This is a genomic window from Caproicibacter fermentans (assembly GCF_014303955.1).
In the GTDB taxonomy this organism is placed as follows: Bacteria; Bacillota; Clostridia; order Oscillospirales; family Acutalibacteraceae; genus Caproicibacter; species Caproicibacter fermentans.
Genome location: NZ_CP060286.1, coordinates 3,644,206 through 3,658,307 on the forward strand (window position 1 = coordinate 3,644,206; position 14,102 = coordinate 3,658,307).

Annotated in this window: 13 protein-coding genes; 3 read left to right on the forward strand and 10 right to left on the reverse strand. The window is 46.8% G+C overall.

Annotated elements, in window-relative coordinates; all coding sequences use genetic code 11:
- Positions 1-60 precede the first annotated feature (60 nt).
- From HCR03_RS18110 to HCR03_RS18120, 3 genes are all read right to left on the reverse strand, one after another.
- Positions 61-1,098, reverse strand: a complete 1,038-nt coding sequence (locus tag HCR03_RS18110; RefSeq protein WP_066645201.1) for a sensor histidine kinase — start codon at positions 1,096-1,098, stop codon at positions 61-63.
- An 8-nt stretch (positions 1,099-1,106) separates the two neighbouring features.
- A complete protein-coding gene (locus tag HCR03_RS18115; protein WP_066645166.1) occupies positions 1,107-1,793 on the reverse strand; it encodes a response regulator transcription factor in 687 nt (228 codons plus the stop codon).
- 410 nt (positions 1,794-2,203) lie between these two features.
- On the reverse strand, positions 2,204-2,758 hold the full coding sequence (locus HCR03_RS18120; protein ID WP_066645167.1) for a TetR/AcrR family transcriptional regulator: 555 nt from the start codon (positions 2,756-2,758) through the stop codon (positions 2,204-2,206).
- Positions 2,759-2,894: 136 nt separating this feature from the next.
- Here HCR03_RS18120 and HCR03_RS18125 point away from each other — a divergent pair, with 136 nt between their 5' ends.
- Positions 2,895-3,692, forward strand: coding sequence for an EFR1 family ferrodoxin (locus tag HCR03_RS18125; RefSeq protein ID WP_187035779.1), 798 nt, complete (start codon positions 2,895-2,897; stop codon positions 3,690-3,692).
- Positions 3,693-4,071: 379 nt separating this feature from the next.
- Positions 4,072-5,556, forward strand: a complete 1,485-nt coding sequence (locus tag HCR03_RS18130; protein WP_187035781.1) for a C69 family dipeptidase — start codon at positions 4,072-4,074, stop codon at positions 5,554-5,556.
- A gap of 304 nt (positions 5,557-5,860) precedes the next feature.
- Here the strand turns inward: HCR03_RS18130 and HCR03_RS18135 are convergent, their stop codons facing one another.
- The gene (locus tag HCR03_RS18135; RefSeq protein WP_187035783.1) at positions 5,861-6,676 is read right to left on the reverse strand and encodes an alpha/beta fold hydrolase; all 816 of its coding nucleotides are present in this window, start codon (positions 6,674-6,676) and stop codon (positions 5,861-5,863) included.
- A gap of 202 nt (positions 6,677-6,878) precedes the next feature.
- Positions 6,879-7,970, reverse strand: a complete 1,092-nt coding sequence (locus HCR03_RS18140) for a glycerol dehydrogenase (RefSeq protein WP_187035785.1) — start codon at positions 7,968-7,970, stop codon at positions 6,879-6,881.
- A gap of 211 nt (positions 7,971-8,181) precedes the next feature.
- Here HCR03_RS18140 and HCR03_RS18145 point away from each other — a divergent pair, with 211 nt between their 5' ends.
- On the forward strand, positions 8,182-8,331 hold the full coding sequence (locus tag HCR03_RS18145) for a hypothetical protein (protein ID WP_187038180.1): 150 nt from the start codon (positions 8,182-8,184) through the stop codon (positions 8,329-8,331).
- Positions 8,332-8,565: 234 nt separating this feature from the next.
- Here HCR03_RS18145 and pgmB read toward each other — a convergent pair whose 3' ends face one another.
- From pgmB to HCR03_RS18170, 5 genes are all read right to left on the reverse strand, one after another.
- Entirely contained in the window at positions 8,566-9,204 is a 639-nt protein-coding gene (pgmB, locus tag HCR03_RS18150) for a beta-phosphoglucomutase (protein WP_066645180.1), read from the reverse strand.
- The gene (locus tag HCR03_RS18155; protein WP_066645181.1) at positions 9,201-10,094 is read right to left on the reverse strand and encodes an alpha/beta hydrolase; all 894 of its coding nucleotides are present in this window, start codon (positions 10,092-10,094) and stop codon (positions 9,201-9,203) included. Before HCR03_RS18155 ends, pgmB begins: the two co-directional genes overlap by 4 nt.
- 11 nt (positions 10,095-10,105) lie before the next feature.
- Positions 10,106-11,758 (reverse strand): glycoside hydrolase family 3 protein, encoded by a 1,653-nt coding sequence (locus HCR03_RS18160; RefSeq protein ID WP_228725016.1) that lies wholly within the window; start codon positions 11,756-11,758, stop codon positions 10,106-10,108.
- Between the two features lie 67 nt (positions 11,759-11,825).
- Positions 11,826-12,806, reverse strand: a complete 981-nt coding sequence (locus tag HCR03_RS18165) for an ABC transporter permease (protein ID WP_187035787.1) — start codon at positions 12,804-12,806, stop codon at positions 11,826-11,828.
- Positions 12,807-12,906: 100 nt separating this feature from the next.
- Entirely contained in the window at positions 12,907-14,067 is a 1,161-nt protein-coding gene (locus tag HCR03_RS18170) for a sugar ABC transporter substrate-binding protein (protein ID WP_187035789.1), read from the reverse strand.
- Between the last annotated feature and the right edge of the window lie 35 nt (positions 14,068-14,102).

Consider the following 14,102-nt stretch of genomic DNA (forward strand, 5'->3'; position numbering starts at 1 on the left):
TCTTTCTGCCTTGATATGGAAAGAGTATCACATCAAGCCTACTGTCAGATGACGCACATCCTACAATTTTGTAGGGATTAAAAAATTGATTGTAAAAGCAGTGCCGATACCTAATTCGCTGTCAACCTCGATCGTTCCGTTGTGCGCTTCAATCACGGCTTTTGCAAGCGGCAAACCGAGCCCTACACCCTGCGCGTCTTTCGAAAAACGGCTGCGATAGAACCTTTTGAAAATATGGTGCAAATCCTCCGGGTGAATACCGCTTCCATCGTCTTTAATGATGACTTGTATCACAGACGCAAATTGTTTCCACTCAATATCAATTTCATTTCCTTTCTGGGTATGGTCAAAAGCGTTTTTTACAATATTGCCGATTGCTTCAATCAGCCAATTACGGTCGCACATTAGAGAAATATCTTCATCACCGGATAAAACCATTTTCTTTTCTTCTTGCATAGCACGAAATGCAAAGTGCCTCTCAATCCCGCCCATCATTTCGGATACGTTTTCTTCAGCCTTTTCTATCACGATTGTTCCGGCATCGAGTTTTGCGATTTTCAAAAGGTTTTGGACGAGTGTTTCTATCCTTTCCAGTTCTTGTTCCGAAAGACCTGTAAATTTCTGAATCGTTTGTGAATTCCCAGCTTCACCCTGTAAAATGCCATTATACACATTAAGCGCCGCGAGCGGCGTTTTAAGCTGATGCGAAATATCCGCTATCGTATTCTTCAAGAATTCCTTTGCTCTCAGTTCGTTTTCAGCGTGGGCATTCAAAATGGAAACCAAAGAATTTACTTCCTGGAACAGTCTGTATAACTCGCCTTCCTCATCACACTGGATACGGGCGTCTGGATCTCCGGCGATATAATCGGTAATTTGTTCTGCGGCGGTTTCAATAATCACGTGCTGTTCTTTGAAATACGCATAGCAGAAAATCAAGATTGCCACGGCCATGCATAAAGAGGATAGATAAATAGAGACCGCTGTATTTTGAGCTGTTACGTTCATAAAGACTGCTGCAACAACCGCGAACACAAGTATGCACATTAGGATCCTGGAAAAGAGCGCCTTGATTCTTTTGTTTGCCAGTATTTTCATCGTACACCTCAATCCGCCGAATTCCATTTATAGCCCATCCGCCGGACGGTAATTATCCTTCTGGGGCTGCCCGGATCATCTTCAATTTTTTCGCGTAATCTTCGAATGTATACAGAAAGCGTATTGCTGTCCACGTAATTTTCGCTGCAATCCCATAACCTGCTTAAAATCTGTTCCGGTGAAAGTACTATATCCGGATTTTCCATAAAAAGACGCAACAGCTTATATTCGCCTGCCGTTAATTCAAGCGGTTCACCGTTTTTATAGACTTCTCCTTTTAGAAGTTGAATTCTGATACTGTTAGAACACAGTTCGGAATCTTCCTGAATAAAATTATTGCTTCTGCGGAGCAGCGCGTTTACCCTTGACATAAATACTGCCAGTTTAAAGGGCTTTGTAATGTAATCATCGCCGCCAATATCAAGTCCCATGATAATGTCGGTTTCTTCGTCCGCCGAAGTTAGAAATATAATGGGTACCTTTGAAGTCTGCCGGATTTTTTGACAAATATCAAAGCCGGAACCATCGGGCAGAGAAACATCTAAAATCACCAAATCATATTCACCATCCGCCCATATTACACTTGCCTCATAGCTTGTGCGGGCAATCTCTATCTCGTATCCCTGCTTTTTTACTGCGAAGGACAGACCTTGCATTAAGCTTAAATCATCTTCAACCAATAGAATACGCTTCATTTGCTTTCATTCCCCCTTGGTTTGTTGAGTTTATATCGCTTATCAACGGTTTATCTTTTTCGGATTGACCGGATTGCCGCAATCTTTCTAGCTCCCGGAATGAGACCGGCAGTGCAGAAATCGTTTATCCTTCTGGGAGTAACAGCCCGCTTTTCGCTTGCTTCTTTCAAGGTCGTATAATCCATATGGCTTTACATTACCGCCACATTACGCTCTTTCGAACAATACAAGGATAATCATGTGAATTGTAAAGCAATGGTTTTGAATTCAAAACAGTGTTTTAGCCTGTATCTAAATTGAGCAAATGAACAGTTAAACAATCCATGTGTCAGGAGTTGAACGTGCACATGGATTTTTTGTCTTGTATCAATTATAAAATCCGCACGAAAACTTAAATTTACAATTCAGCATTACTCCGTACCAGGCAGTTGGAGGGCGACCATTAACAGATTGGCAACTTCTTCAGGAGATTTCCGCATTCCTTCGCTTGCCCATTGCCAGAGGACATTTAAGAGGCCCCCGGCACTGTATGAAAGAGCATATTTCATTGCCTCTGAATTTTTGGCCAGAGGATAATTGCCTTTACGCATCAGATACACTTCCCGAAATATTTGGTTGTACTCCTGCAATAACAGCGACATTAAATTATTACGGTAAAGCAAAAGAGCCAGTTCCCGATGTTCATTCCAAAGCTCCAGATACCAACGAATTGTATGAGAATAGCTGTGATCTTCATCAGTGGCAAGCTTTAGAATTCCCGTGCGCCAGATCGTCTGCAGATGAAAACAGATCACTTCTTCTTTCGAGGAGAAAGAACGGTAAAAAGTTCGGCGGGACAAATCGGCTTTCTCCGCAATTTCTGAAATACTGATTTCCCGAAATGGTTTTCTTTTCATTAACTCTAAAAGCGCATTCGCCAACCACTTCCTGGATCGTAAAGCGATTGGATTTTGTGTATCTTTCATGTGGCCTCCTTCAAGTGTCTCAAAAACGGCCAGATGTAGCACTTGTTCCTGAAATCTTGAATTACTGTTGTAGATTCATTATAATAAAAATAATGAAATGTCACAAGTGAGACATCTGCAATTGTGAGGCGATATTATGAAAAATGTGATCTACTATTTTACAGGGACGGGAAACAGCCTTCGCGCGGCACAGGTTATTGCAGAACGCCTAGGCGATACAGAAATCATCTCCATGCGATGCGACCCAAAGGATGTCCCGTCGGAAAATGCTGAGAGGATTGGTTTTGTTTTTCCAGTACATCACTGGACAATGCCGGCGTACGCGATTCATTTTGCAGAGCAGGTAAAGTTAAATCCGCGTGCATACATTTTTGCGGTCTCTACGCCAGGGCTGATCAATGGAGGCTGTCAGGATAGACTGGCGGAACTGCTGCAAGAAAAACACTGCACACTTTCCTACGGAGAGAAAGTTTACAGTGTTGCCAATTATGTGGCTATGTATCCGCCGTTTCCTGATCCTGACAAGCGCGTTCCAAAAACCGAAAAACAGCTTTTATACATTGCCCAAGAAGTTGCTGAAAAGAAGCTTCGCAATTATCCGCACGCCAATGCAATAACGAGATGGCTCGCACCACGGAAGATGCAGAAGTTTATTGAGCATTGCCCGTCAAACGATAAATACTTTTCTGTCTGGGATGACTGCATTTCCTGCGGATTGTGCGCGAAGGTCTGTCCCTGCCATAATATCAGTTTTAAAAATGGCAAACCAACTTTTCTTCACCAGTGCAGCCAATGCATGGCCTGTATTTCATTCTGCCCAAAACAGGCAATCAATTTCCCAAAATTCACACGGAAACGAAAAAAGTATCATAATCCACATGTCACAGCAGCAGATGTCGCTTCAGACAGAAAACAATACCCGCCACAAAACTAATTTGAACGCATCGGAATGCCTATTATTCCTATACCTACAAGGGTAAAAACATCAGATTATTCAGGCTATCGTGAGGACGAAACCGCAGTCGGTTAGCAGAAGGCTATGGGAAAAGCGTTTTGGTTTTCCGGTTAAAGAATCACAACTACGAGTTTTTTAGGCGGAAATGAAAAAAGTACTACCCAAACATTCAAATTGCGGTTAAAATAGAAACAGCAAAGCCGGCCGGCCCTCAGCGCAGACTTTTTTAAAGCTTTGCAGTTCAGCAGGCCTGCGGCGGTGAGGACCAGTTCCCATTAAATCGAAAGCAGCGTTCCGATTTCAAGCCCTTGGAGAGGGGCTCAAAATACTACTACTTTATAACGGTGAGGACATATTTATGGCTTGTACAACGATTCTGGTTGGAAAAAAAGCATCCTATGACGGTTCTACCATGATCGCACGGAACGATGATTCCGGTTCCGGTCATTTTACCGCTAAAAAATTCGTAACGATCCATCCCGGAGACCAATCGGCAGCCTACAAATCAGTGCTTTCCCATGTGGTAATCGAACTGCCCCAAAATCCCATGCGGTTTACGGCGGTACCGAATGCCGCAGAAGGCGATGGCATTTGGGCAGCCAGCGGCGTGAATGAGGCAAATGTAGGCATGACAGCCACGGAAACCATTACTTCCAATCCGAGAGTGCTGGGAGCGGATCCGCTGGTCGAGTATCATCCGGCGCAGGACGGGCAGCCTGAAACAGCCGGCGGCATCGGCGAGGAGGATATCGTTTCTATTGTACTTCCTTACATTCACAGTGCCCGAGAAGGGGTTAAGAGGCTGGGCGGCCTGCTGGAGAAGCACGGTACCTACGAGATGAATGGTATTGCCTTTCAGGATGCCAATGAAATCTGGTGGATGGAGACCATCGGCGGCCATCACTGGATCGCCAGAAAGGTGCCGGATGATGTTTATGTCGTGATGCCGAATCAGCTGGGACTTGACCGGCTTGATTTGGAAGATGCAGTTACCGAAGAGAAAGACTATATGTGTTCGTCAGATATGAAGGAGTTCATTGAAAAGAACCATTTGGATTTATCGCTGAACAGAGACCTTAATCCGAGAGACGCTTTTGGAAGTCACAATGACGCGGATCATGTTTACAACACGCCGCGCGCCTGGTATATGCTGCGGTATTTTAACCCGCACACCAAAGTATGGGACGGTCTGGATGCAAATTTCACGCCGCGTTCCGATGATCTGCCCTGGTGCATGGTGCCGGAGAAGAAGATCACGCCGGAGGATGTAAAATATGCACTGTCCTCTCATTATCAGGGAACGCCGTACGACCCCTATGAAAGATATGGCGATCCAGCGATGAAAGGCGTCTTCCGCCCGATCGGTATTAACAGGAATGACTTTATGGCGTTGATCCAGATTCGCCCGGACGTCCCGGAGGAGTTCCGCTCGGTAGAATGGATCGCTTTTGCGTCCAACACCTTCAATGTACTGGCACCTTTTTACGCCAATGTGTCCGCAACACCGGACTATCTTGCCAATACGACAAAGGAAGTTTCAACCGACAATTTCTATTGGTCCAGCCGCATGATCGCCGCTATGGCGGACGCTTCTTATGGGAAATCCGTGTTTCATATTGAACGATATCAGCTTGCCGTGCAATCCAAAGGGCATGAGCTGATCAACCAATATGATGAAAAGCTCCGGCGGGAAGCAGATCTTGCCAAGCGAACCGCCCTTCGGGAACAGGCCAATCAAAAAGTCGCGGACATGTTGAAAAAAGAAACCGCTGATACACTGGACAAAGTCCTCTTTGAGTTGAGCAGCCAGATGAAGAACGCCTTTTCCAGATCGGACGCTTGATCGGAACACGGGGCTCAGCCTGATTTCACTCTTATAGCGAAAAGCGGAGTAAAAATGACCTTAAAGAAAATATATTCAGACAAAGCTGACGAATATCTCTAATCAGTCTTCGCATTGGTACGATAAAAGCACAAACATTCGCCGGATACTGGTCAAGGCTGTGCTTGTTTCAAAGCCTTTCTTGGCCTTGATTAAGATGTTGTTTATACGTCTATGGATATAAATCCTGTAAATGGTGAGATAAATTAGTATGATTAAGCATTGGGCATCGCAACTGGATTTGAAAACCGGTTTTATCTATGATTTAGCACGTTAATTGTTTAAGCCACTCGCTAACAAGGTGACTGAATACCTCCGGCTGTTCAATTTGCAGATTATGCCCCGCGTTGTTTAAAATAGCCAATGACGCTTTTGGATAATTTTCAATGATTTTAAATAAATCACGATAACCAACACAGGAATCCTGCCGCCCGGCAATCATAAGAGTAGTCCTTTGGAATTTGGCATAGAACGGGTCGTCAACCTCAAAAGAAAATGAATATTTTTTCCGAAGTCTTTTAAGAAAGGGCTCATTTGCAATGCTTAATCCCACTGCAATTTCATTTTGGTATCTGTGAAAAGTGTACTCGTTTTGTATTACACCCATTTCACAAAATTCCTTTGCTTCATCCGGTGAAAGACTGGAAAGAAATTTTTCATCACGATAGGCAACCGTATCTTCTGGACAGTCTCTTTGAGTGTTTTCTGCAATGAAAACGGGACAAATCAAAAGGAGTCCATCTACCTGATTCTTCATCTTGTGAATGATTCCCCGGGCAAGATAGCCGCCATAAGACTGGCCCGCAAGCAAAAAATTTTGGTTTGGGATTATGCGTTTGATGCTGGTTATAACTGCTTTCAGCATATCATCTGTACTGATGATCCAAGAGGGAGAATCAGATTTTCCCATGCCGGGCAAATCCAAATAAATGCGTTTATATCCTTCATGCTCCCGAAATATGGGTTCCATACATCCTGTCATCAGCCTATGGTCCGGTGAAAAACCATGAAGCATAACAATAGGTTTTCCATTGCCAATCACTTCATAATAGATATTTGCATTGCCAATATTACAAAACAATCGAATCACCTTAAAATTTTTTTAAATTATATCATTTTTTATCACGGTCAGCAACACAAGAAGGAACCTGCAAAAAGTGTTTGCAATTCTGCTACACCTATGTTTTTACTCTGCAGCTCAATTAGCAAAAGACGCAAGGCAGAAGCCCGGAAAGCGGCATGAATGCCAGCTTTCCGGGCTTCTTACTGTACGTTTTCCTTTGTTATTCGCCGATATAATCCTTGCCGAGAGCGTCAGCGGCCAGAATTGCGGCATAAAGCTGTTCCGGAGTAACATCACCCAGCATGTTGTGAATGGATTCCCCCGAAGCGCATGCCTTTTCCGCGGCAATCATTACTCTGGAGGGGTCGGTCACGCCAACCTCCTTCAGCGTAACCGGCAGACCGACGGAAACACAGAAGTCCATCACCTCTTCGATTTCTTCCATGGGAGCGTCTTCCAAAACGAGCTGCACAACCGTTCCGAACGCGACCAGTTCCCCGTGCATTGTTTTTTCGCATTCTTCCAGTGCGGTAAAACCATTGTAGACGGAGTGAGAAGTTGCAAGGCCGCCGTTATCTGCACCTACACCGCTTAAATAGGTGTTGGCTTCAATAATAGCCTCAACTGCCGGAGTGAGGATACCGAGTTCAGCGGATTTTTTCGCCTTGAAACCGTCCTCAAGGAGGGTGTTGTAGCAGAGCTTACAAAGTGCCATGGCGGATTTTGTGATGCCGCCGTTTTCTAAACTGGGAGAATTCGTTTTCTGACACATTCTAGCTTCGAAATAAGTTCCCAATGCATCGCCCATGCCAGAGACGAGAAAACGAACCGGCGCTTTTACAATAATAGAAGAGTCAACAATGACCGCATCCGGATTTTTGGGATAGAAGATATACTTTGCAAAGGACCCATCGTCGTTGTAAATTACGGAAAGGCCGGTGCACGGGGCATCCGTAGCACATACGGTCGGAATAATTACAACCGGAAGTCCTTCGTAATAAGCTGTGGCTTTCGCTGTGTCAATTGCGCTGCCGCCGCCAATCGCGCAGATTACACCAACCTTGTTTTCTTTTGCAATCTTTTGCATTTTAGCGATCTCGCCGACTGAACTGATGCCGCCAAAAATCTCAAATTTTATGGATGCATTTTTGCCTGCGAAGCTCTTTTCAATTTTGGGCCGTGCTGCCTTATAGCCGCTTTTGCTGCATATAAAAAGGATGGATGTGCCCAAATCTTTCACATGATCATACAGTTCGAGTAAAGCATCAGGGCCCTGAACATATTTTGACGGTGCTCTCATTAAAGCCAGCATTTATTATCGCTCCTTCATGTTAATATTTTAACAATATTAAGTATAATGAATTTTTAGTAGTTTTTTCGCTTCAGTCGAAAATTATTAAATAAATTTGATCATCCCTCGCAGACTCCATATTTTCAGTAAGAGTGCGATTCCAGTCAAAACCATGTTTTTCCTTGAGTCGTGAGCTATTTTATTAAGGACGTCTCTGGTTATCAGAAAGGTCATGACAGACGGTTTTCATACGGTAAAACTTTCAGATGAAATTGGGACCAAGCAGGCAGCCGCGCAACTCGGTGCGGCCTACTACACGCTGCCGGAATGGCTCCAGAAGCGCAAGGTTTACGGTGATCACGCTTCGGGCTGCTTTGGCTAAAAGCATCGTGTTCCGGTACATTATGACCTGTTACAATCTATTCAAATCCATACCGGCAATCCGCAGGGCGGGTTTGTTTATATTCTGCACGATTCTTCATTTCTCCGCTCCAAGTAAAAAGCCCGAAAAGCAGCATGTATGCCAGCTTTTCGGGTCTGTTTTTTGCATATTGGTCCAAATGGGGAGTATCCTAGGGGCAAGGGAGGAAAAGTGGCAAACCGAATTTTTATGGCATCATTCCAAATTAAGAATTTCAGCAATCTGCATCATAGTATTGACCCGGTAATCCGCAAGAGAGGAGCTCGCTGCGTCGCCGATTGCGATTGCCGTCATGTTTCCCGCTTTCGCCGCCTCAATTCCTGCAACCGCATCTTCCACGACAACACAGTTCTCTGGTTTTGTTTCGAGTTTTCGGGCAGCGACAAGAAATACCTCGGGGTCCGGTTTGGAATGCTGAATTTCAGTTCCGTCCGCAATCGCGTCAAAAACGGTTTCAAGACCGATTTTTTGAAGAATCTTCCTGGTGTTTTTGCTGCTGCTTCCGATCGCGATTTTTACACCGGCTTTTTTCAGGCGGTTGATCAGTTCCACCACTCCGGGTAAAATATCCGAATGCTTCAGATTATCGAGCAGCTTTACATAGATGTCGTTTTTGTACTGCATCAATTCTTGTTTTTGCTGTTCGCTGTAAGACTTTTCCGACTTTCGCAGGATGATTTCCAGAGATTCGGCGCGGGAAACGCCGCGGAGCAGATTGTTGATCTGCCGGTCAAAGGGAATTCCGTTCCGGTCCGCCATGGACTTCCAAGCCTGAAAATGCAGGTCGTCGGTGGATACAATCACGCCGTCCAGATCGAAAATAACGGATTTCAAGATTTCTGCGTCCTTTCTGCCATTCCCTGTTTCAGCCATTTCAAACTAAGAGGGAGCCAGTAGGGGATGCTTAGCCCCTTGATTTCCGCCTCACTTTTCGTGTTTTCATCACAAAGAGACATTCCATGCGGCCCTTTTTCAAACAGATGCAGTTCACAGGGGACACGAACCGAATGGAGCGCGGTGGCAAGCCCTAACAGATCCGTGGGAGGGATCAGGCTGTCTTCATAGGTGCCCCAGACGAATGTGCGAGGCACTTTTTTATGGATTTTAGGAATCAGGTTCAGGGATGCGGCTTCCTCCTGCGTTATATTTTCGTGCCCAATCATGATTTCCTGGATACTTGGGCCGCGAAAATCCGGAATCAGGCCCTGCTCCATCATTTCCAGTACGAATTCAGGAGTTTCCCTGTTTTGGGGAATCAGGGTTATGGCGGGATAACCTAATATAATATGATTCGGGCGGATTTGATCTTCCGTCAGACCCATCTCGTCGGTGAGGAGAGGCTGATTGAAATAGATGCCCAGAGAGAGCGCCAGATTCCCGCCGGCGGAAAACCCGATTACCGCGATATTGTTACTGTCGAGCAGCCAATCCTCCGCGTTTTGGCGGATAATATTCATCGCCCCGGCAAGCTCTTTCAGGGCAGTGGGGAACGGGTGATCAATTTTGACGGAGTATTCGAGTACGAAAGTATGGTATCCCTTTGCCGCAAATGCCAAGGCAACGGGCTCGCCTTCGTTTTTCGAAATCATAGTATACCCGCCCCCCGGGCACACCACAACAGCCGGGCGACGGATGCCTTTTTTGGCAAATTCCCCGTCATCCAGAATGTTCGCGGTCAGTTTGGCGTCGCTGCTGTCGGACACCGGAAAAACAAAATTTTTCATTTAATATCTCCTTAAAGCTTTGTGTCCCATTTCCCGCAGAAGGGGTCCACAGGACTTTTCCCGACAAACTCGGAACGCCCCAAAAGCTTATCTACCAGTAGCTCCAGGGTATAGTCGTTCACGCCGTATGTATTGATGTATGTCGGTACACGCGGCACGTCCAGCAGATGATACGGGTTTTCTACCGAAATAAAAACGGTTGGAATGGACTTAAAGTAGATTGGTACGTTCAGGCCCATGGGATTCTGCCATTCAATCCGCACAACGGTTTGATTTGATTTGGTGGCAAGGCTGCAAAGGTAAAGGATCAGATCGTAATCCTCACGCATTTTTGAATAGGATGACTGGTGCCCTTCATAAACGCCGTCAGCGTGGAAGAGGGTTACCGTAAATCCCTCTTTTTCAAGCAGCCCGCGTAATTGGCCTGTCAGGCCCGACTCTCTGGAGTAGCCGATTGCGTTTGCTTCGCCCTCAATGTCATACAGAAGAACGCGTTTCTGCTTTTCGGGAGAAAGAGGAAGCAGCCCCGGCTGTTCCTTCACAAGCGTGATGGAGCGGTCGGCGATCTCACGCGCCGCTTGACGGTGCTCGTTGCAGCCTAGCACACGTTCCGCAGCCTTAGCGTCCGGAATGTTGTCCTTTTTATGAAGACCCAGCGAGGCTTTCAGCGCAAGAATCCTGCGGACGGCTTCCTCCAGCCTTTCCCGGCTTAGAAGCCCGTCTTGAAAGCCCTTTCGCATAAAACCGACGTCTTCCTCCAGATTCTTGGTGAAGAGAAACATGTCGCATCCGTTTTCAATCGCTTTTGGAACCGCCTGATCGCGCGGCATAGCCATGGCGAACCCGGCCATCGTGGTCGCGTCGGTCAAAATCAGTCCGTTAAAACCCATGCTCCCGCGCAGAAGTCCCTTGAGAAGCTCTGGCGAAAGCGAAGCGGGAAGAATATCGGCGTCCGAGAGCGAGGGGTTCAGCTTTTTAGAGTATTGCGGCTGCGCAATGTGACCTACCATCACAGCCTTGGCCCCGTGGTCGACCAAATAGCGGTAATTCCTGCCGTAGGTCGCTTCCCATTCCTCCGGGGAGAGGGAATTGATGGAGGTGACAAGGTGCTGGTCCCGTTCATCGGTTCCGTCACCGGGAAAATGCTTGATGGAAACGCAGACATCCTGCTCCTGGCAGCCCTTCAGATACGCTTCTCCACAGCGGAGCACCATGTCGGGGTCACTGCCGAAGGTGCGCGTGTTGGTGATTGGGTTGCGGAAATTGTAATCAATGTCGATCACAGGGGCAAAGGCGAAATTAGCGCCGACGCTTTTGCCTTCCTCCGCGCAGATTTTTCCAAGCTGATAAGCATAATCGGGGTCGCCTGTCGCGGCTACCGCCATATTGGAGGCGATTCGAGTCCCCTCCTGTACAATGCCTTTCCCGCCGTTTTCCAGGTTTGCTGCAATCAGCATGGGAATGCGGCTGTTTCGCTGCAGAGTTGTTACTGCGGCAATCACGCTGTCCTTATCCATGGGACGGCACATCAATCCGCCCACGCCGAGATCTTTGGAAAGATGGGTCAGAAACTCCTCGTCCTGACGGTATCCTACCATGAAGAACAACTGCCCGATTTTTTCATCGTCCGTCATTGCCTTTAATGTGCTTTCAACCCAATTCACATCGTCATCTGTTAGGAAAAAAAGGATTCTGTTTTAAGTTTTCAATATTCATTGCCGTACTCCTTTGCTATGCTGAAACAATGCCGGAACGGTGGAACATCCGCTGAGAAAACGCATGCAGCTTTTCCTGATTGGTGGTGTACCCCATAAAGATCACAATAAAGGCGCCGAGGATAATTGTTTGGACGGAGCCGTCGATTCCAAGAACGACCATCCCGTAAGTCAGCGCGTTCATTCCGATTGCCCCGGAGAAAATCCCCAGCGGCAGATTTGAGAAGCGGGCCAGATAAAGCCCCACAAGAACGGGCCCCATGGAGGAGAACATAATAGAGGTGGAGCCCAGATTTGAGGCAGGGCTAACCGAAACGGTGGAAGCGTTCAGCACGGCCGCCACCCCAAGGGTTGCGCCCACCAGCAAATAGGTCTGGATGATATTTTTCTTTTCATTGACGCCGTTATTTACCGCGAGCTGTGCATTGATGCCGAGGGAACGGGTATCGTAGCCGAATTTTGTGTCGGTAAGGAGAAAATAGTAGACGCCGAGGACAATAGCCAGAATGAGATAGCAGTACGGCGCCTTCGCAAATATAGTGAGCTTGGTATCCATAAACATATTGGCGCCGGAACCATCAAAAACCAGACCGCTGAGCGCTTCATAGATCATCACCACACCGAGCGAAACAATGATGGTAGGAACGCGGAGGAACAGGTACAGAACTCCCTCCAGCAAAGCCAGCAGAGTGCCGATGGCTACGGTTAAAAGCAGCATCAGAACCGCATTCAGACCAAGCATGGAGGCAAGGTTGCTGCCCAGAATGCCGGACAGAATGACGATGGTTCCGGCGGCGAAGTCCCACCGCGCTCCAGAAAGCGGAAGCGCGATCGCAAAAGCAATGATGGTAGACACAACACTGCCCCGAATGATAATATCAAATGCGTTGCCGCTCCAATACCCGGTTTTTTGTGCGCCAAGCGAAACCAGCAAAATGACCGCATACATCAGAAAGGGAAAAGAGAATGTTTTCATCAGACGCAGCAGTTGTTTCATAATCTTGTATTTCATGATCTCAATCAGACCTTTCCGGTTTCCCTGAAAAGAGAGCCGCACAGCTCAACCGTTGTGAACCGCGCGGCTTTGCTTTTCTGCGTTATAGCGCTTTTCTTGCCGCCTTGATTTCCGCAAGAGAGCGGTTGGTCAATATATTCAGGTCTTTCCATGTTGCGTTTGAATTGAAAGTTTTCATCACTTTTTTCAGCTCGTCCGCCGTAACGCTTCCTTTGGACTTGTCGGCCGGAATGACGTAGTTCTGGAAATCGGTGACTTCCTGTTCATTGGTGACAATCGGGTAGCTGACCGTGCCGTTCAGGCTCCAATCACTGTAGCTTTTTCCGTTGACGCGGTCATATAGCTGAGCGAACATATTGGCCACGATCTGGCTGTAATTGTTTGTCCCGGCCGCAACGACGCTGCCGCCTTTGATCGCAGTCATTGTAGAATCGTTGTAGCCCAGCGAAAGGATTTTGGTGCTTGGCTTTGTGCTGTCCTTGATGGCGGGGTAAATCATATCCATTCCGGAACCGAGCCCAAGAATCGAGTCGACGTTGCTGTGCTTCGTGAAAACGTTGGTCACAGCCGCTTTGGCAAGGTCAGGGGTGTACATGAAAGTTTCCATATCGTAGACTTCCGCGCTGGGGTCCAGCTGCGACATCTTTTTCTTGAAGCCGTCGGCGATTTTGGTTCCGTCCACAAAGGTGAAAGCCGGGAAGGAAATGACCCCGATGTGCTTCAGGCCTTTTTGATTGGCAATTTCAGCATAGGTTTCTCCAAATTTTTCAGGGTCGCCGTTGAACTGCTTCAGTCCGCCCACAAAGTACTTGCTGTTTCCCTTATAGGAGCTTTGAATATCGCCGAGCGCGACTCCGTAATAGACGCCCCTTTCTTCGCACATCTTGATGCTGTTGTCAAGTGCGGTGTCATAGCCGCTGATCACGGCGTCTACGCCCTTATTCAACAGATTTTCCAGGCCGCTGATGTGCTGGTCTTCGCTTTGGCCCACGGTTGCATACTCAAACTTTACGTTAAAGTTCTGCTCCAGATAGGAGGCGTAGGATTTAATTTCTTTTCCCTGTATGTCTGTATAATTGTAAAGAATTACGCCGATTTTAACTGGTTTTTGATTGGACGCCGAGCTGGAACCCGCCGTGCTGTCTGCAGACCCGTTGTTACTGGAGCATCCGGTCATGGAAAACGTCAGAGTAAAAATTGTTATCGCTGCCAGAAGGTAAGCAGTCAGTTTTTTCATTTTCATTTTTATTTCCTTTCCTTACTGGTTTTATTTTATCT

Coding starts and splice junctions, on each gene's coding strand:
- HCR03_RS18110 (WP_066645201.1), bottom strand. CDS start 1,098: ATGAAAATACTGGCAAACAAAAGAATCAAGGCGCTCTTTTCCAGGATC.
- HCR03_RS18125 (WP_187035779.1), top strand. CDS start 2,895: ATGAAAAATGTGATCTACTATTTTACAGGGACGGGAAACAGCCTTCGC.
- HCR03_RS18170 (WP_187035789.1), bottom strand. CDS start 14,067: ATGAAAATGAAAAAACTGACTGCTTACCTTCTGGCAGCGATAACAATT.
- HCR03_RS18140 (WP_187035785.1), bottom strand. CDS start 7,970: ATGCTGGCTTTAATGAGAGCACCGTCAAAATATGTTCAGGGCCCTGAT.
- HCR03_RS18145 (WP_187038180.1), top strand. CDS start 8,182: ATGACAGACGGTTTTCATACGGTAAAACTTTCAGATGAAATTGGGACC.
- HCR03_RS18165 (WP_187035787.1), bottom strand. CDS start 12,806: ATGAAACAACTGCTGCGTCTGATGAAAACATTCTCTTTTCCCTTTCTG.
- HCR03_RS18115 (WP_066645166.1), bottom strand. CDS start 1,793: ATGAAGCGTATTCTATTGGTTGAAGATGATTTAAGCTTAATGCAAGGT.
- HCR03_RS18155 (WP_066645181.1), bottom strand. CDS start 10,094: ATGAAAAATTTTGTTTTTCCGGTGTCCGACAGCAGCGACGCCAAACTG.
- HCR03_RS18130 (WP_187035781.1), top strand. CDS start 4,072: ATGGCTTGTACAACGATTCTGGTTGGAAAAAAAGCATCCTATGACGGT.
- HCR03_RS18120 (WP_066645167.1), bottom strand. CDS start 2,758: ATGAAAGATACACAAAATCCAATCGCTTTACGATCCAGGAAGTGGTTG.